Annotated in this window: 14 protein-coding genes; 3 read left to right on the forward strand and 11 right to left on the reverse strand. The window is 74.8% G+C overall.

Annotated features, from left to right (window positions below; genetic code table 11):
• Window positions 1-147: 147 nt before the first annotated feature.
• The 10 genes from LG396_RS24585 to LG396_RS24630 all read right to left on the reverse strand — a co-directional run bounded on the left by LG396_RS24585 (window position 148) and on the right by LG396_RS24630 (window position 13,110).
• Window positions 148-3,204, reverse strand: a complete 3,057-nt coding sequence (locus tag LG396_RS24585) for a 3-keto-alpha-glucoside-1,2-lyase-like domain-containing protein (protein WP_225796422.1) — start codon at window positions 3,202-3,204, stop codon at window positions 148-150.
• Window positions 3,205-3,303: 99 nt separating this feature from the next.
• Window positions 3,304-4,236 carry a dihydrodipicolinate synthase family protein gene (locus LG396_RS24590; RefSeq protein WP_018853616.1) on the reverse strand — a complete coding sequence of 311 codons (933 nt, stop codon included), beginning with the start codon at window positions 4,234-4,236 and terminating at the stop codon, window positions 3,304-3,306.
• Window positions 4,237-4,284: 48 nt separating this feature from the next.
• Window positions 4,285-4,878 carry a 3'-5' exonuclease gene (locus LG396_RS24595; protein WP_225796423.1) on the reverse strand — a complete coding sequence of 198 codons (594 nt, stop codon included), beginning with the start codon at window positions 4,876-4,878 and terminating at the stop codon, window positions 4,285-4,287.
• 56 nt (window positions 4,879-4,934) lie between these two features.
• Window positions 4,935-6,116: an ROK family transcriptional regulator gene (locus LG396_RS24600; RefSeq protein WP_225796424.1), complete on the reverse strand. Its 1,182-nt coding sequence runs from the start codon at window positions 6,114-6,116 to the stop codon at window positions 4,935-4,937.
• Window positions 6,117-6,284: 168 nt separating this feature from the next.
• On the reverse strand, window positions 6,285-7,001 hold the full coding sequence (locus LG396_RS24605; RefSeq protein WP_225796425.1) for an SRPBCC family protein: 717 nt from the start codon (window positions 6,999-7,001) through the stop codon (window positions 6,285-6,287).
• A 28-nt stretch (window positions 7,002-7,029) separates the two neighbouring features.
• The gene (locus LG396_RS24610) at window positions 7,030-8,292 is read right to left on the reverse strand and encodes a vWA domain-containing protein (RefSeq protein ID WP_225796426.1); all 1,263 of its coding nucleotides are present in this window, start codon (window positions 8,290-8,292) and stop codon (window positions 7,030-7,032) included.
• Between the two features lie 5 nt (window positions 8,293-8,297).
• Window positions 8,298-9,308 carry an AAA family ATPase gene (locus LG396_RS24615; protein ID WP_027743810.1) on the reverse strand — a complete coding sequence of 337 codons (1,011 nt, stop codon included), beginning with the start codon at window positions 9,306-9,308 and terminating at the stop codon, window positions 8,298-8,300.
• Window positions 9,309-9,353: 45 nt separating this feature from the next.
• Complete coding sequence (locus tag LG396_RS24620) at window positions 9,354-10,220, reverse strand: FAD binding domain-containing protein (protein ID WP_225796427.1); 867 nt, start codon at window positions 10,218-10,220, stop codon at window positions 9,354-9,356.
• Complete coding sequence (locus tag LG396_RS24625) at window positions 10,217-12,601, reverse strand: xanthine dehydrogenase family protein molybdopterin-binding subunit (protein WP_225796428.1); 2,385 nt, start codon at window positions 12,599-12,601, stop codon at window positions 10,217-10,219. The genes LG396_RS24620 and LG396_RS24625 overlap by 4 nt, the downstream gene beginning before the upstream one ends.
• A complete protein-coding gene (locus LG396_RS24630) occupies window positions 12,598-13,110 on the reverse strand; it encodes a (2Fe-2S)-binding protein (RefSeq protein ID WP_037754473.1) in 513 nt (170 codons plus the stop codon). Before LG396_RS24630 ends, LG396_RS24625 begins: the two co-directional genes overlap by 4 nt.
• Before the next feature lie 334 nt (window positions 13,111-13,444).
• Between LG396_RS24630 and LG396_RS24635 the strand changes: the two genes are divergently transcribed.
• Window positions 13,445-13,804 carry a hypothetical protein gene (locus LG396_RS24635; protein WP_018838262.1) on the forward strand — a complete coding sequence of 120 codons (360 nt, stop codon included), beginning with the start codon at window positions 13,445-13,447 and terminating at the stop codon, window positions 13,802-13,804.
• A 76-nt stretch (window positions 13,805-13,880) separates the two neighbouring features.
• Here LG396_RS24635 and LG396_RS24640 read toward each other — a convergent pair whose 3' ends face one another.
• Window positions 13,881-15,164, reverse strand: a complete 1,284-nt coding sequence (locus LG396_RS24640) for a sulfite oxidase (RefSeq protein ID WP_225796429.1) — start codon at window positions 15,162-15,164, stop codon at window positions 13,881-13,883.
• A 216-nt stretch (window positions 15,165-15,380) separates the two neighbouring features.
• On the opposite strand from LG396_RS24640, the gene LG396_RS24645 reads away from it, so the two are divergent.
• Together LG396_RS24645 and LG396_RS24650 are read left to right on the forward strand one after the other, a co-directional pair.
• Window positions 15,381-16,013, forward strand: a complete 633-nt coding sequence (locus LG396_RS24645; protein ID WP_225796430.1) for a hypothetical protein — start codon at window positions 15,381-15,383, stop codon at window positions 16,011-16,013.
• Between the two features lie 32 nt (window positions 16,014-16,045).
• The gene (locus tag LG396_RS24650; protein WP_225796431.1) at window positions 16,046-16,810 is read left to right on the forward strand and encodes a bestrophin-like domain; all 765 of its coding nucleotides are present in this window, start codon (window positions 16,046-16,048) and stop codon (window positions 16,808-16,810) included.
• Window positions 16,811-16,823 lie beyond the last annotated feature (13 nt).

A 16,823-nucleotide genomic window follows, 5' to 3' on the forward strand; every position in this document is an offset into this window, starting at 1 on the left:
ACGCTACGGACGCGGGGCGGGGCGGCGGATCGGCCGAAGGTCTGCGGGGCACGGCGGCGGGTACGACTTTGGTCGCTTTCCGCGGGCGGCGGCACGCAACCGGCCCCGGAGCCGTGGGCTCCGGGGCCGGTCGGGGTCACCGCCGCGTCACAGGGGCTGGACGGTGATGTTGCGGTAGCGGACCGCGTTGCCGTGGTCCTGGAAGCGGATGGCGCCGGCGACCGGCGTCTCCGGCTTCCCGGCCCCGGTGGGGCCGTCGACGGCGACGTCGTCCTGGACCTTCACGCCGTTCCACACCACCGAGATACGTGCGTCCTCGGTCTTCTTGCCGTCCGCGTCGAAGCGGGCGGCGCGGAAGGTGATGTCGTACGTCTGCCAGGTCCCCGGCGGCTTCGCCGCGTTCACGTCGGCCGCCTTCTTCTTGTAGATGGCGGCGGCGTCGTCGTTCGCCAGCGGGTCCTTGCCGTACGAGTCGAGGATCTGGACCTCGTACCGCTCCTGGAGGTACACGCCGCTGTTGGCGCGGTCCTGCCCGGTGACGTCCGGCGGCAGCTCGGGCAGCCAGAACTCCACGTGCAGCTTGAAGTCCTCGTACGCCTTCTTGGTGCGGATGTCGCCGCAGCAGACCTCCATGGCCTCGCCGTCGAGCAGCGGCCACTCCGGCGTCCTGCCGTCCAGGTGCTGGAAGGCGGAGCGGTCCGCGCCGTCGAAGAGCGTGACGGGCTCTCCGCTGCGGTGGACGCTGAGCATGTCGAGGTTGACGTGCCCGGTGTCGTCCTCCTCGTTGACGTACCGGACGGTGTTACTGCCCGCGCGCAGCGAGACCTTCTCGGTCTTCGTCGTCCACTCCTCCCAGGTGCCGGTGGACGCGAGCTGCGTCTGCTTCACCTTCTCGCCGTTGACGTACATGCTGACCGTCTTGGTGCCGGTGAAGGGGTTCGGGCCGTTGGAATAGCGCAGTCCGACGTCGTAGGTGCCTCCCTTCCGGGTCGTGACGTCGAACGTGGTGGACGCGCCCTTCGTGCCGTAGCCAGCGACGAAGCCGCGGCCGGTGTAGGCGTCGTGGTCGTCGGCGAGCCGCGCGCCGCCGTCGAGCCGGGCCTCCTCGGCCTCGTACGCGGTGGGCACGGGCGCGCCGTCACCGGGGATGTTGTTCAGCGTGTACCACGCCTCGGTGCTCCACAGCTCCTGGCCGCCGTCGGCGGTGAACGGGCGCGGGGAGCGCACGTGCACCACGTGGCCGGGCTTGAGGCCGGGGATCTCCAGGGTGACCTTCTTGCGGTCGTCGGAGAGCTCCGCGGAGGTCACCGGCAGCACCTCTTCGTCCACCTTGGGGCCGCCGTACTCGGGGGTGGGGACGTAGCGCCACTGGGTCACCGTGTAGTGCTCGGCGAGCGCGTCGGCGGTCTCCTGGGAGAGGGGCTTGGTGTAGCTCATCTCGAAGCCGGTCTCGGTGGCGTCCATCGAGACGATGTCGAACGCCTCGCTGCCGCCGGGCGTCAGCTTCTGCAGGCCGTGGGTCAGCTTGCCGGGCTGGCCCCAGTTGCCGCCCGCGCCCAGGCCGCCGGCGTAGATCGCGCCGTCGGGGCCCATGCTGATGCGGTTGACGCCGGCCTCCAGGCCCTGGGTCATGCGGAAGACCGCGCCCTGGTACTCGCCCTTGACCTTCTCCAGATCGGCCCGCTGGATGCCGCCGTAGGTGACGTCGCCGAAGAGGAGCTGGCCCGCGAAGGTGCCCTTGTCCATGTACAGCGGCGTGCTGGGCGAGTTGGCTATCTCGTTCTGCGGCAGCCAGAGTACGGGCTGGGTGACGGGCCGGTCGTCGAACGGCCCGTCGGGGTTGGTGTAGTGGTTGAAGAAGCGGTCCTGCTTGATGTGCAGGAGCTTCGACGACGGCAGCCAGCCGCCCTGGTTGTCGAGGACGAACAGGTCGTCGTTCTTCCCCCAGCCGATGCCGTTGGGGGTGCGCAGGCCGCCGGCCACGTAACTGACCTTGCCGGTCTTGCGGTTGACCTTGATGGTCGTGCCGCGGTTCTCGGACGGCTGCGGGTCGGTGGTGGCGCCGCCGTAGTTGATGGCGACGGACAGGTTCAGGTAGAAGAACCCGTCCTTGTAGAGCAGGCCGAAGGCGAACTCGTGGAAGTTGTTGCTGAACGGCCAGGTGGCGACGGTCTCGTAGGCGTCGGCGACGTCGTCGCCGTCGTCGTCCTTCAGCCGCGTCAGCTCGTGCTTCTGCGAGACGTAGAGGTCGCCGTCGACGTACTTGATGCCCTGCGGCTCCTTCAGGCCCTCGGCGACCTTCTTGACGGTCACCTCCTCCGGCGAGGTGTCGCCGGTGACGTTGTCGAGGAGGTAGACCTCGCCGGTGACGTTGTCGGTGCCGCCCCAGGTGGTGACCGCGAGCCGGCCGTCGGGCAGCCAGTCCATCGCGGAGACCTGCGGCTCGAAGCCCTCGGGGCGCAGGTCGGTCAGCTTGAAGTCGGGGTGGACGTCGTTGAGCGGCAGGCCGTCGCCGGGCGAGTCGGTGTAGCCCTCGCACTCCTTGCGGCCCGGCGCGGTGACGCGGACGACGCCGGCGTCGGTGCTGAGCACCGAGTTCGGCACAGTGGTGAAGCCGTCGGCGCCCGGGGGCTGCCAGGCCAGGGTGACCTGCTGGCCGCCGCCGCGCTCGAAGTGCTCGATGAACAGCGAGTGGTAGCCGGCGGTCAGTTCGACGGTGCCGTCCTTGGGCGGATCGGTGCCGTGCAGCCCGTCGTGGTCGATGACGACCTGGTTGTCGATGAGCAGCCGCGAGCCGTCGTCGCTGGTGAGGCGGAAGGTGTACGTGCCGTCCTGGGGCACGTTGACGTTGGCGATGGTGTGCGAGACGAAGTTGTCCTCGAAGCCGAAGTCCTCGGCGGTCGAGAAGTCGATCTGCGGCATGAGCTTGTCGACGTTCGGGGTCTGCGCGGGCTTGAGTGCGCAGATCTCGTCGAGCGGGACCTGCACGTCGTACGTGCGCAGCGTCACGCCGGGCTCCTGCGGAGGGAGTTCGGCGAAGGGCTGGTTCTGCTGGTTCTGCTCGTTCTGCGGGCCGGGGGCCCGTTCGGGGTCGGGTGCGGGGTCGGCGCCGGCGGGTGCGGCCCAGAAGCCGCCGACGAGGAAGGCCGCCGCGAGCACCGTGGTCATCCGTCTGCGGACACGGGGGTACAGCCGTGCGGACATTCGTTCCTCCATACGCGAAAGAGGGCGGGAAGAACCTTCAGATTCCGGGCGGGTGCGGCGCTGAGCCTAAAGACTTCGTCCGGGCGTGTCCATACTTTGTCATCCGAGAGAAAAAAGTTCCGGGACCAGGTCGTGGGCATCGCGGCGGGCGGGGAGCACCGCGGCCTCGGGCGCGGGGGTGGCCGGCCAGCGGAGGCGCACCCCGGTGTCGGCCCAACCGCCGACGGCGGCGAGGAACTTGTCGAGCGCCGGGTTCGACAGGCCGCGGGCCTGGAGCGGCGCGACGTGCCGGCGGAACAGCTCGGCCAGCCGGCGCTGGACGTCCTGGGCCGCGGCCGGGTCGGTGTGCATCGTCTCGTACCAGCGGACCGAGCCGGCCGGTGCGAGGGCCGCGACGTTGGAGTAACTGCCCTGCGCGCCGTTCGCGATGCCGGTGGCCAGCAGATGGCCCGGGACGAAGACGGAGCAGCGCGCGGTGTGGGGGCGCACGGCGTCGTACCAGGCGTCGTCGCCGCCCGCGGTCTTCAGGCCGACGAGCGCGGGCACCTCGTCCAGCAGCCGGCCGAGCAGCGCGGGCGAGACGGGGGTCTTGGCGTGCGGGGGGTTGTAGAGCACCAGCGGCACCGGGTCCGCCACCTCGGCGATCCGGGCGAGGAAAGCGACGGCCTCGTCGTCGGAGAGCGGCAGCCAGTCCGGCAGGATCACCTGCAGCGCGCCGGGGGACAGTTCACGTGCGCGGCGCACCCGGGCGACGGCGGTCTGCGCCACCGGGTGGGAGGCGCCGATCTGGAAGGGCACGCCCGCGGCGGTGCACCGCTCGGCGAGCAGTTCGTTGATGCCGTCGAACTCGTCCTCGGCCAGGGTGTGGAACTCGCCGGCCGTGCCGTGCGCGTAGATCCCGTGCAGGCCCGCGTCCAGCAGCGCGTCCAGCTGTGCGGCCAGCCGGCCCCGGTCGATCGCTTCGCCGTCGTCCAGGGGCAGGAGCAGCGTCCCCCAGACCCCGGTGATGTCCTTCGCTCTGAGTGGTGTCATGCACTGGAGCGTACGAGCCCGGTCTGCACGCGACAGGGGCCGGTGGGTCTATACCCAGCCCGCGGGGAGCCGTGCGCCGCCGGCGCTGAGGTGGCGGAGTGCGGCGGCGATGGAGTGGCAGTCGAAGAGCGCCGAGTGCTCGGCGCCCGCGGCCGGCTTCGGCAGGCCGAGGGCCTGCCAGAGCCGGCCGGAGTTGGCCGAGGCGGTCTGCGGGGCCAGCGTGTTGATCCAGGGGCGGACGTTGAGGAACCCGTTGTCGAGGAAGCCGTTCGCGACCTGCTCGCCGCGGGCGCGGGCCCACCCGGCGTTCTCGCCGAGCACGACCATGTCGTTGCCGTACGAGAGCACGGAGCGGCCCTTGCAGAAGCCGAGGAAGTCGCCGAGCGCCGCGGCCGGCGCGCGGCCCTCGCGGTCGACGGCCTCCTGCCCGATGCCCGTCAGCTCGGTGAAGTACGGGGACAGCCGCGGGTTCACGACGGGCCGTACCAGGGTCTCGAACTCGTCGGCCACCGCGAGGTCCGCGTCCAGCCGCAGGGCGCCGATCTGCACGATCTCCCGCAGCTCGCCCGGCGCGGACCAGTCCCGCTCCGGCGCTCCCGGCCACGTGGTGAACTCCAGGTCGAAGACGATGAATGACGACACGTGGCCCTCCTACGGTTGCGCGGCAGCCAGCGTACGACCGCGGCGGTGGGCAGCGGTCAACCGGGGAGGCGGGCGTCGGCGCGGTCCGGGGCGTAGAGGTCGTCGACGACCATGGCGGCGGCGCCGACGAGGGCGGAGCGGTCGCCGAGCCGGGCGGTCACGACGTCGAGGTGCGCCGTGGTGCGGGGCATCGCCCGCCGGTAGAGCAGCTCGCGCACGCCGGTGAGGAACGGCACGGACGACAGCTCGCCGGCGATCATCAGCACGCCGGGGTTGAGCAGCGTGACGACCGTGACCAGCACCTCCCCCACCCGCTGCCCCGCCTCCCGGGCCAGCCGCACCGCCTCGGGGTGCCCGGCGGTCAGCAGGTCGCGCACGTCGGACCCGGACGTCGCGGGCACCCCGAGGGCGTCGAGCCGGGCCGCGAGCGCGTGCCCGCTGGCGACGGCGGCCAGGCAGCCGTACGAGCCGCAACTGCACAGCGCCTCCCGGCTGTCGTGCAGCCGTATGTGCCCGATGTCGCCGGCGCCGCCGTCGATGCCGCGGTAGACGCCGCCGTCCACGACGACCCCGGCGCCTATGCCCGTGGACGCCTTGACGAGCAGGAACGCGGCGCAGTCGGCGAAGCCGGCGCGCTGCTCGCCGTACGCCATGAGGTTGGCGTCGTTGTCGACGAACACGGGGACGTCCGGGGCGCCGCCGAGCCGGGCGGCGAAAGTGCGCCGCAGGTGCGCGGTGATCGGGTAGCCGTCCCAGCCGGGCATGATCGGCGGCTCCACGACGCGGCCGGCGGCGGTGTCCACGGGCCCGGGCACGGACAGGCCGATGCCGCAGACCCGTGCCGCGCTCTCGCCCGCCTCCGCCAGCAGCGGGCCGAACCAGCGGCACACCTCCGCCAGCACCGGCTCCGGGCCGTCGCCGATGACCAGCGGGCCGTTCCGTTCGGCGAGTAAGTTCCCGGCGAGGTCGAGCACGGCGGCGCGGCCGTGCCGGGTCTCCAGGTCGGCGGCGAGGACGACCGCGTGCCGGTCGTCGAACTCCAGCCGTGCGGAGGGCCGTCCGCCGGTGGAGGTGCCGGCCGCCTCGCGGATCCAGCCGGCGCGGAAGAGCTGGTCGAGGCGGAGCCCGACGGTGGACCGGGACAGCCCGGTGGCCCGCTGCAACTCGGCGCGGGTGGGCGCCTCGCCGCTGCGGATGAGGCGCAGCAGTCGCCCCGCGCTTGCCGGGTTCGCCGCCATCGTCCTCCCTGTCCCCTGCTCGTCGGCGCACCGCCGCGACGGTGCGCCGGCCGGTCGGCCGGTGCCCGCGCACCGCCCGGTGGCGGCGCGCTCCCCCCGGGAACAGGAGTACCACGCGGTGCCGGCAACCGCCGCGCGGGGCGGGGTCCGGCGGCACCGGGCCGCGGTTCAGCGGCGGCGGCGCACGCGGCGTACGGCCAAGACGGCTGCGGCGAGCGCCGCCGCGGCCGCGGCCCCGGCGGCGGCCCGCTTGGCGACCGGCACACCGGCGGTACGGACCAGGTCCAGCGGCTCCGTCGCGGGGGCGGCGGCCCCTACGTCGTCGGCCGCGGCCCCGGCCCCCGCTCCGGCTGCCACGCCGGCCCCGGCTCCTGCTCCTGCTCCTGCTCTCTCGCCGGCCGGCTCCGGGTCCTGCCCCGCGCCCGTCTCCCCCCGCGCCCCGCCGTCCGCCAGCTTCCCCGCCAGGCACTCCGCGAACCGCCCCACCAGCCGGTCGCCCACCTCCGCCAGCACCCCGCGCCCGAACTGCGCGGGCCGGCCCGTGACCGCCAGGTCCGTCACCACCGACACCCGCGTGCCGCCGTCGGCCTCCGCCAGCTCGCCCGTGACCGTGGCCCGCGCCGTGCCCGTGCCGCGGGCCTCCTTGCCGTTCGCGGAGAGCACCATGCGCCGGGCCGCCTCGTCCTTCTCCTGAAAGGACGCCGTGCCCCGGTAGGTGAGCGTGATCGGGCCGACCTTCACCTTCACCGTCCCGCGCACCGTCTCGCCGTCGAAGCTCTCGACCGCCGCCCCGGGCATGCAGGGGGCGATGCCCTCGATGTCGAGCAGCGCCCGCCACGCCTCGTCGGCCGGTACGGGAACGGTGAACTCGTGCCGCAGCTCCATGGCGGTCCCTTCGTCGCCGGGTTCGTCGTCATGCGCCGGCCGCCCCCCGCACCACCGCGGCCAGCCGTTCGAGCGCCGCGAGGCTGTGCCCGGCCACGAAGGCGTCGACGTGCGGCAGCACCGCGGCCATGCCGCCCGCGAGCGGCTCGTAACCGGGGCGCGCCTTGCGCGGGTTGGCCCACACCACGCGGTGCGCCAGCCGGTGCAGCCGGCGGGCCTGGCCGCCGAGGAGGGTGGTGTCGCCGCGCTCCCAGCCGTCGGAGAGCACGACGACGACAGCGCCGCGCGCCAGGCCGCGCTGCCCCCACCGGTCGAGGAAGGCCCGCAGGGTCTCGCCGAGCCGGGTGCCGCCGCTCCAGTCCGGCACGGCGGTGCCGACCGCGGCCAGCGCGGCGTCGGGGTCGCGGTGGGACAGCTGCCGGGTGACGCGGGTCAGCCGGGTACCGAGGGTGAAGACCTCGGTGGCGGGGGCGGCTCCGGAGGTGCGGGCGTGCCGGGCGGCGTGGGCGAAGCGCAGCAGGACGTCGGCGTACGGGGACATGGAGCCGCTGACGTCGAGCAGCAGGACGACGCGGCGCGGCTTGTGCGCGGGGGTGCGGCGGCGCAGCGCGGCCGGCTCGCCGCCGCCGCGCAGCAGCTCCCGTACGGTGCGCCGCGGGTCGACGGCGCCGCGGCGGGCGGGGCGCAGGCGGGCGGTGCGGCGCTGCTCGCCGCGGAGCGCGAACGCCGTGCGCAGCCGGTGCAGTTCGGCGCGCTCGGCGGCGGTGAGCCCGGCGATGTCGCGGTGCCGCAGCACCTCGGCGGCAGCGGCCCGGGCGGCGGCCGGGACCGCGGGGGCGGTGCGCCCGCCGTCGTCACCGGGCGCCTCGGCCGCGGCGTGCGCGGTGGGGCGGACGCGGGGCGGCGGCGCGGTACGGGGCCGGGGCGGCGGCGCCGTGCGGTCGCCGAAGTACGCGGCGAACGCCCGGTCGTAGTGCGCCAGGTCCTCCGCCCGGCCGCAGAGTGTGACCCGCCCGGCCCAGTACACCTCGCGCCGCCCGGTGCCGAGCGCGTCCACGGCGCCGAGGAACGTCTGCACCCGCTCGCCGTCGGCCGGCACTCCCGCCTCCCGCAGCGTCCGTGCGAACCCGACGAGCACGGCGACGCCGTCGCCCCACGCGCCGGGTCCGGCTAGGCCCGTAGCGGCGCAGTCCGGGCCCGCTTCCGCGCGGCCGGGGTCCGGCCCGGCCGCGTCCGGTCCGCCCCGGTCCGTGCCGCTGCCGCCGCGCCCGCGCATCCGCCCGTCCGCCACCGCGGTCAGCTCCCCCGCGCCGCGGCCAGCAGCCCCTTGAGGTCCAGCGCCACCGCCCGCTGGGTGTCCTCGCGGTACTTCAGCACCGAACCCAGCGTCGCCACCGCCAGGTCCGCGTCCAGCTCCGTCGCGCCCAGTGCCGCCAGCGCCTCCGCCCAGTCGATCGTCTCGGCCACCCCCGGCGGCTTGACCAGGTCCATGCCGCGCAGCTGCTGCACCGCCGCGGTCACCTGCGCCGCCAGGCGCCGCGCGACCAGCGGGCGGCGGCTGCGGACGATCGCCAGTTCGCGGGCGTAGCCGGGGTGGGCGAACCAGTGGAAGAGGCAGCGCCGTTTGAGCGCGTCGTGGACCTCGCGGGTGCGGTTGGAGGTGAGCACCACCACGGGCGGGGTCTCGGCCCGCAGTGTGCCCAGCTCCGGGATGGTCACCGCGTAGTCGGCGAGCAGCTCCAGCAGGAACGCCTCGAACTCGTCGTCCGCGCGGTCGATCTCGTCGATCAGCAGCACGCTCGGGCTCGTCCGCAGCGCGCGCAGCAGCGGCCGGGCGACGAGGAACCGCTCGCCGTACAGCTCGTCCTCCAGCCGGCCGGCGTCCGTGACGCCGGCCGCCTCGGCCGCCCGCAGGTGCAGCAGCTGGCGCGGGAAGTCCCAGTCGTAGAGCGCCTGGGAGGCGTCGATGCCCTCGTAGCACTGGAGCCGGACGAGCGGCGCGCCGAGGACGTCGGCGAGCGCGGCGGCCAGCGCGGTCTTGCCCGCGCCGGCCTCGCCCTCGCAGAAGAGCGGGCGGTGCAGGGTGAGCGCGAGGTGGCAGGCGACGGCCAGGCCGTCGTCGGCGAGGTAGCCTGTCGACTCCAGCCGGTCCCGCAGCTCCCCGGGTGACGCGGGCAGCGGCGCCCGCGCGGGCACGGGCCGGGCGCCCCCTGACGCGGACCGCACGGCTTCCGGCACCCGCGCGTCGCGGGCGCCGCCGTGCGGCCCGCGCCTCTCCGGCTCCCCCGCCGGCTCCTCACGCGCCACCGGGCTCGCCTCCCCCGGCCCCGGCCGTCCCGTTCCGGCCGCCCGTCACGCCGGCCCGGCCGCCGCGAGCACCGCTCTGCGGGTGAGCACCCGGGCGAGGTGGGCGCGGTACGCGGCGGAACCCGACAGGTCCGCCGCCGGGCGGGTGCCCTCGGCCGCGGCGGACGCCGCCTCCGCGACCGGCTCCTCCGCCGCCTGTGCCCCGGCGAGCGCCGCCTCGACGGCCGCCGCACGCACCGGCGTCGGGCCCATGCTGGTCAGCCCGATGCGCGCCTCGGCGATCCGCCCGCCGGCGCACCGCACCGCCGCGGCCACGCCGACGAGGGCCCACGCCTGCGCAGTCCGGCTGAACTTCTCGTAACGGAAGCCCCAGCCGTCGTACTTGGGCACCCGGATCCCGGTCAGCAGTTCGCCCGGCTCCAGCGCCGTGGTCAGGTAGTCGGTGAAGAACTCCCGGGCCGGGACCGTCCGCCGGCCCCGCGGTCCGACCGCGGTCAGCTCGGCGTCCAGCGCGAGCGCCACCGCCGGCAGGTCGGCGGCGGGATCGGCGTGGGCCAGCGAGCCGCCGAGGGTGCCGAGGTGCCGGACGGCCGGGTCGGCGACGGTGGCGGTGGCCGCGGCGAGCAGCCCGGCGTGGCGGCGTACCAGCGGGTCGGCGACGACTTCGTGGTGGGTCGTCATCGCGCCGATGAGCAGCGCGTCGCCGTCGTCGCGTACGCCGCGCAGCCCGGGGATCCGGCCCACGTCCACGACCAGGTCGGGGAAGGCGAGCCGCATCCGCAGCAGCGGCAGCAGGCTCTGCCCGCCGGCGAGCACCTTGGCCTCGCTCCCGGCGGCTTCGGCGCCGGCGAGGGCGCCGACGGCCTCGCCGACCGACTCGGGGCGTACGTAGTCGAATGCCGCGGGGATCATGCCGGGTCTCCCTTCCGTGCCCGCGCCTCCTGGATCGCCTGCCACACGCGCTCCGGCGTGCAGGGCATCCGCACGTCGGTGACGCCCAGGGGCCGCAGCGCGTCCACGACCGCGCCCACGACCGCGGGGGTGGAGGCGATCGTGCCGGCCTCGCCGACGCCCTTGACGCCCAGCGGGTTGGACGTGGCGGGGGTCTCGGTGCGGTCGGTGACGAAGTCGGGCAGGTCGGGGGCGGCGGGCACGTGGTAGTCGGCGAGGGTGCCGGAGACGAGGTTGCCGTCGTCGTCGTAGACGGCCTCCTCGTACAGCGCCTGGGCGATGCCCTGCGCGAGGCCGCCGTGCACCTGGCCCTCCACGATCAGCGGGTTGACGACCTTGCCGACGTCGTCCACGGCGACGTACGAGCGGATGCGGACCGCGCCGGTCTCCGTGTCCACCTCGACGGCGCACAGGTGGGTGCCGTGCGGATAGGAGAAGTTGTCCGGCTCCACGACGTGTCCCGCGTTGATCGTCGGCTCCATGCCGTCGGGCAGGTCGTGGCCGGTGAAGGTCGCGAAGGCGACCTCCTGGATCGTCTTCGCCGCCTCCGGCGAGCCGCGCACGGCGAAGGTGCCCGCCGTGAACTCCAGGTCCTCCTCGCTCGCCTCCATCAGGTGGGCCGCGACCCGGCGCGCCTTGCCCACCACCTTCACCGCCGCCTCGTGCACCGCGACGCCGCCGACGACCAGCGAGCGCGAGCCGTAGGTGTCCATGCCCTGCGGCGCGACGCGCGTGTCGCCGTGGAGCACGTCGACGTCCTCGACGGGGACGCCGAGCACGTCGGCGGCTATCTGGCTCCAGGTGGTGGCGTGCCCCTGGCCGTGCGGGCTGGTGCCGGTGATGACCTCGACCTTGCCGGTGGGCAGCATCCGGATGCTCGCCGCCTCCCAGCCGCCGGCCGCGTACCGAAGGTCGCGCAGCACCCGGCTGGGGGCCAGGCCGCACATCTCGGTGTATGTGGAGACGCCGACGCCGAGCCGCACGGTGTCGCCGCGCTCGTGCCGCTCGCGCTGCTCGGCGCGGAGCGCGTCGTAGCCGAAGTGGGCGAGGGCCTTGTCGGTGGCGGCCTCGTAGTTGCCGCTGTCGTAGGTCAGGCCCGCGACCGAGGTGTACGGGAACTCGCCGTGCCCGATCCAGTTGCGCCGGCGCAGCTCGACGGGGTCGAGGCCGAGTTCGGCGGCGAGTTCGTCCATGACGCGCTCGACGGCGTACGTGGCCTCGGGGCGGCCGGCGCCGCGGTAGGCGTCAGTGGGGGTCTTGGTGGTGAAGACGCCGGTGCAGTGGAAGGCGTAGGCGTCCATCTTGTAGATGCCCGGGTACATGAAGGCCCCGAGGATGGGGATGCCGGGCGTGACGAGCATGAGGTACGCGCCCATGTCGGCCAGCAGGTCGACCTTCATGCCCAGCAGCCTGCCGTCGCCGGTCGCGGCGACCTCGACGTCCTGGATCTGGTCGCGGCCGTGGTGGGTGGCGAGGTAGCCCTCGGAGCGGGACTCGGTCCACTTCACCGGGCGGCCGAGGCGCTTGGCGACGACGAGCGCGAGGGCCTCCTCCGCGTACACCTGGAGCTTGGAGCCGAACCCGCCGCCGACGTCGGGGGCGATGACCCGGATCTTCTGCTCGGGGATGCCGGTGACGACGGCGAGCATCAGGCGCAGGATGTGCGGGATCTGCGTGGCGGAGTACAGGGTGTACTCGTCGGCGCCGGTGGCCGCGGGGGCGGCGAGGACGGCGCGGGGCTCCATGGCGTTGGGGATGAGGCGCTGCTGTACGTACCGGCGGGTGACGACGACGTCGGCGCGGGCCCTGGCCGCGGCGTAGTCGCCGCTCGCCAGGGGCCAGTCGAAGCAGCGGTTGGTGCCCTCGGCGGCGTGGACGAGCGGGGCGCCGTCGGCGAGCGCGGCCTCCATGTCGAGCACGGGCGGCAGCGGGGTGTAGTCGACCTCGACGGCCTCCAGCGCGTCGGCGGCGGCGTAGCGGTCGCGGGCGACGACGACGGCGACGGGGTCGCCGGCGTGGCGTACCTCGTCGGCGGCGAGCGGCGGGTGGTCGGGGTGGACGATGTCCTCGGTGACCGGCCAGGCGCAGGGCAGGGAGCCGAGTTCGCCGTCGAGGTCCGCGGCCCCGAACGCGGCGACGACGCCCGGGCGTTCGCGTACGGCGGTGAGGTCGAGGCGGTCGATGCGGGCGTGCGCCATCGGGCTGCGCAGCACCGCCATGTGGAGCATGCCGGGCAGGGTGAGGTTGTCGGTCCAGCTCGTGCGGCCGGTGACCAGGCGGGCGTCTTCCTTGCGGGGGTGGGAGCGGCCGACGGCGGGTGCGGGGCGCTCTGCGGTGGTCATATCGCGGCCTCCCCGCCGGTGTCGGCCCCGGAATCGGCGCCCGTTCCGGCTCCGGCGTCGGCCGCGGCCAGGACGGCGCGCACGATGTTCTGGTAGCCGGTGCAGCGGCAGAGGTTGCCCTCCAGGCCGTGTCTGACCTCCTCCGCGGTGGGGTGCGGGTTGGCCCGCAGCAGGTCGCGGGCGGCGAGGATCATCCCGGGGGTGCAGTAGCCGCACTGCAGCCCGTGCTCCTCGTGGAAGGCCCGCTGGAGCGGGTGCCACCGGCCGTCGGCGGCCAGCCCCTGGATCGTCGTCACCTCCGCCCCGTCGGCCTGGACGGCCAGCATGGAGCAGGATTTGACGCTGGCGCCCGACACGTCGACCGTGCAGGCACCGCAGTTGCCGGTGTCGCAGCCGACGGGTGTGCCGGTCAGGCCCAGGCGGTCGCGCAGGTAGTGCACGAGGAGCAGGCGCGGCTCCACGTCGTCCTCGTAGGTCGTGCCGTCGACTGTGACCGAGATGCGGCTCATGTGCCCTCCCCGGATCGGACGGGTCCGTGGCGCTGTGATGTGCGCCACTGTAGGACCGCATCCGGGACGGGGGAACCAGGCGGTGGCCCACGGGATTCATCCAGGCCCGCGCCCGGCGGCGGTCCGCCGCGGGGACACGCCGCGTCACTCCACGTGGTCAGCCATGGCCGGAGGCGGTCCGAACTGCCGCTTGTCGCATAGTGATCATTCTCATCCGATGGGGTGGTACTGGCGTGACGCGCGGGGCGGTGGGTCCCGGTGAACCGGTTCGTCCCGGGTCGCCCTTCTAGGGTCGGGCCCGCACGGACACCCGATCGTCTTCGGAAAGGCCCTCATGAAGCTGCGCACCGCCCTGGGTTCCGCACTCGCCGCCCTCGCCCTCGTCCTGCCGCTGGCCGGACCCGCCCAGGCCGCCCAGGGCGACTTCCACTACACGTACGTGGACGGCTTCGGCCAGGAGCGCCTGGTCGACCTGCACGACCCGGTCAGCGGCAAGTGCATCAACCTCCACGGGGTCGGCGACGACGAGGTGCCGCCCGGCTACGCCCCGCACAACGAGACGGACACCGCCGCGACCGTCTACGTCGGCGCCAACTGCACAGGGCCCGAATGGCGGTTGCGGGAGCACGGCCGGCCCACCAGGGACGCCCTGGAGCTTCGCTCGGTGCGCTTCGACGCCCCCGGCCTCCGCTGAGCCCCGGCGTACCGGCGGGGCGGTAGCGGACCCCGCCGCGGGCCCGGCCGCGGGGGCGCGGCCGGGCCCCGCCGGCTCAGGCGACGGTGACCGGGTGGCGGACGACCGCGTCGAAGAGGTAGCCCTGGTCGTTGTGGACGGTGGTGGCCGGCTGGGTCCGGCCGCTCACGTCGGTGGCGCGGGCCCGTACGTCGGCCGGGCCCGGCCGCTCCGGCCGCCAGGTGGCCGACCAGCGCACCCAGCCGTCCGCGCGCGGGCCGTCCGCGAGTTCGGCGCGGCGCCAGGTGGCGCCGCCGTCGGTGCTGACCTCGACCTTGCGCACGCCGCCGGCGCCCGACCAGGAGCGGCCGGTCAGCCGGTGGGTCTCGCCGGCGGCGAGGGTGGCGTTCCACGGCAGTTCGAAGGCGCTCTTGAGGGTCTGCCGGCTCAGCGGCTCGCTGCCCTCGGGCGGGTAGGAGGGGCCGAAGAGGCGGTAGAAGTCGGTGTTCCACGGGGAGTACAGCGGCTCGGCGGAGACCTGCACATCCCCGACCCACTTGATCGAGGAGATGCCGACCCACGACGGTACGAGCACGCGCACCGGGTGCCCGTGGTCGGCGGGCAGCGGCTCGCCGTTCATCTCGTACGCGAGGATCACGTCGTCCAGCGCCTTGGCCACCGGCAGCGGGCGGCGCACGTGGCCGAGGTTGATCCCGTCCGCCACGTACTCGTCGTCCAGCCCGCTCGGCATCACGTCGACCGCCCGCCGGGTCAGCCCGGCCCGCCGCAGCACGTCGCCCAGGCGCACGCCGCGCCAGCGGGCGACGCCGATGGCGCCGAGGGTCCACGACGTGCCGGAGACGGTGCCGCCCTGCTGGGTGGCGAACAAGCTGCGCCCGTTGCCGGCGCACTCCACGAACGCCGACCGGACCGCGGTGGGCAGCGCCTTGAGGTCGTCGAGCCCGAACTCCGCCGCGCCGCCGCGCAGTCCGTCGCCCCAGACGCGCAGGCTCCAGTCGGCGGCGTCGAGCAGGGGTGTGGCGGTGTGGTTGCGGACGAAGAAGCGGTCGGCGGGTGTGTGGTAGCCGGTGCCCTTCAGGGCGGGCCAGTTGGTCTCGGCGTTGGTGCCGCGGACCGTGAACAGCTCGGGCGGCAGCGGCTTGACGATGCCGCCGGCCCGGGGCGCGGACGGCGCCGCCCCGGCGGATGGGGCGCCGAGGGCGCCCAGGGCGCCGGCCCCGCCGGCGGCGGCGAGGAGCCGCAGCATGTCGCGCCTGGCGACGCCCGGGGTGCGGGCGTCGCCGTCGAGCCACTGGCGCAGGCGGCGGCGGTCGTACGAGGTCTCGTCGGACGGGCGCGATGTCGGCATGACGTCGATCATCCGGGCGCCCGTCCGCAGAACACCATTGCCCGTTTGTGAAGAACTCGTGAAACCACCCGGAGGGCGTACGGGCCTTCGGCCCGGCCCGCGCCCGGTGGCGAATCCCGGCGCGAGGAGCGAGCGTTCGTGCGACGGGCGCGCACGCCGGAACGCGCCTGCGGGTGGATTGCGGGCGCGCGGCGCGTAGTCGGGCGCGGCGCGGAGCAACTTCCGGCCGTGACCCGGGAGAACACACCGCGCACCGCGCGGTCCGCCGTACGCGCCGCCGTGGTGCTCGCCGCACTCGCCGCCGCCGGCCCGGCCGTGCCGGGCGCCGCCGTTGCCGACGCCCCGCGGACCGCCCCCGTACGGGCGTGGGCACTGCCCGGCGACGGATGCGTGCGCGTCGGCGGGGACCTGCCGCTGGAGGAGCTGGGACGCATCGCGCGGGAGCAGGGCGTCGGGGAGGCGGTGCGGCAGGGGTGCGGCGGGAAGCCGGAGCCGCCCGCGCCGACTCCCACCCCCACCCCCACGCCACGGCCCCCGGCGCCGCCGCCCGCGTCCCCTGCGACCGAGCCCGAAGCGCCCGCCCCGCCGGAGCCGGCCGCACCCGTGCCCCCGGTGCCGCCGGCAGCCGTGCCGGTACGGCCCACGCCCACGCCCACACCGACTCCCTCGCCCAGCCGCCCGCCCAAGCCGAGCCCCGCCCCCACTCCTTCGCCCTCGCTGCGGCCCCTCTACCACGAGCCGCCGCCGCGCGCGGTCGACGAGGGCACCTCGCCCGTCACCAGAATGCTTCTCTTCGTCGCCCCCGCGATCCTCGCCGCCGCCGCGCTCGGCGGCTCCGGCGCGGCCCGCAACCGCTCCTGACCGCCCCGCAGCCCGACCGCCGGAGGCAGCCCGTGTCCGAATGGCTCATGCTCACCCTCGCGATGGCCGCGGCCATCGCGGTCGTCGTCCTCATCACGGTCCTCCGGCACCGCCGCCCCGACGAGGAGTTCGACCCCGACGAGACCCCCGACGTCATCGAGTACATGACGATGATGATCGGGGTGGTGTACGCGATCGTGCTCGGCCTGGCGATCGCCGGCGTCTGGGAGGCCAAGGGCAGCGCGGAGGACTCGGTGCAGCGGGAGGCGTTCGCGCTGCACGAGACCAGCGAGCGGCTCGCCCAGTACCCGGCCCCGGTGCGCGAGGAGATCCGCGCCGACATCGCGGCGTACGTCGGCTACGCCGTGCACGACGAGTGGCCGGCGATGCAGGACGGCGACGGGCTGAGCGAGCGCGGCGACGAACTGCTCGACGACGTGCGCCGCGGGCTCGACGCGTACGTGCCGGAGACCGACGCCGAGAACCGCGCCGCCTACGCGCTGGGCGACCAGATCGCGGCGGCCGAGGAGGCCCGCAACGAGCGGGCGCTGAACTCGGGCCCCACGATGCCCTCCCTGGTGTGGTTCGGGCTGATCTCGGGCGGGCTGGTGGCGATGGGGATGGTGTTCGCGCTGCAGATCCAGCGCTCGGCGCGCGAGTTGATCCTCGCGGGGCTGCACAGCGGGCTGCTGGCGTTCCTGCTCTTCCTGGTCTGGGAGTTCGACCAGCCCTACGTCCGCGACTCGGCCGGCATGCTGGAGCCGTTCACCACGCTCTTCCCGAACGCCGCCGGCTGACCCGCCGCTCCCC

Origin of the sequence: Streptomyces aculeolatus, assembly GCF_020400605.1 — a bacterium.
GTDB lineage: Bacteria > Actinomycetota > Actinomycetes > Streptomycetales > Streptomycetaceae > Streptomyces > Streptomyces aculeolatus.

What these genes read in the sequence shown, in the direction of transcription:
- LG396_RS24590 (WP_018853616.1), bottom strand. Translation starts at nt 4,236, where the DNA reads ATGACACCACTCAGAGCGAAGGACATCACCGGGGTCTGGGGGACGCTG.
- LG396_RS24640 (WP_225796429.1), bottom strand. Translation starts at nt 15,164, where the DNA reads ATGATCGACGTCATGCCGACATCGCGCCCGTCCGACGAGACCTCGTAC.
- LG396_RS24600 (WP_225796424.1), bottom strand. Translation starts at nt 6,116, where the DNA reads ATGGCGGCGAACCCGGCAAGCGCGGGGCGACTGCTGCGCCTCATCCGC.
- LG396_RS24585 (WP_225796422.1), bottom strand. Translation starts at nt 3,204, where the DNA reads ATGTCCGCACGGCTGTACCCCCGTGTCCGCAGACGGATGACCACGGTG.
- LG396_RS24635 (WP_018838262.1), top strand. Translation starts at nt 13,445, where the DNA reads ATGAAGCTGCGCACCGCCCTGGGTTCCGCACTCGCCGCCCTCGCCCTC.
- LG396_RS24630 (WP_037754473.1), bottom strand. Translation starts at nt 13,110, where the DNA reads ATGAGCCGCATCTCGGTCACAGTCGACGGCACGACCTACGAGGACGAC.
- LG396_RS24625 (WP_225796428.1), bottom strand. Translation starts at nt 12,601, where the DNA reads ATGACCACCGCAGAGCGCCCCGCACCCGCCGTCGGCCGCTCCCACCCC.
- LG396_RS24605 (WP_225796425.1), bottom strand. Translation starts at nt 7,001, where the DNA reads ATGGAGCTGCGGCACGAGTTCACCGTTCCCGTACCGGCCGACGAGGCG.
- LG396_RS24620 (WP_225796427.1), bottom strand. Translation starts at nt 10,220, where the DNA reads ATGATCCCCGCGGCATTCGACTACGTACGCCCCGAGTCGGTCGGCGAG.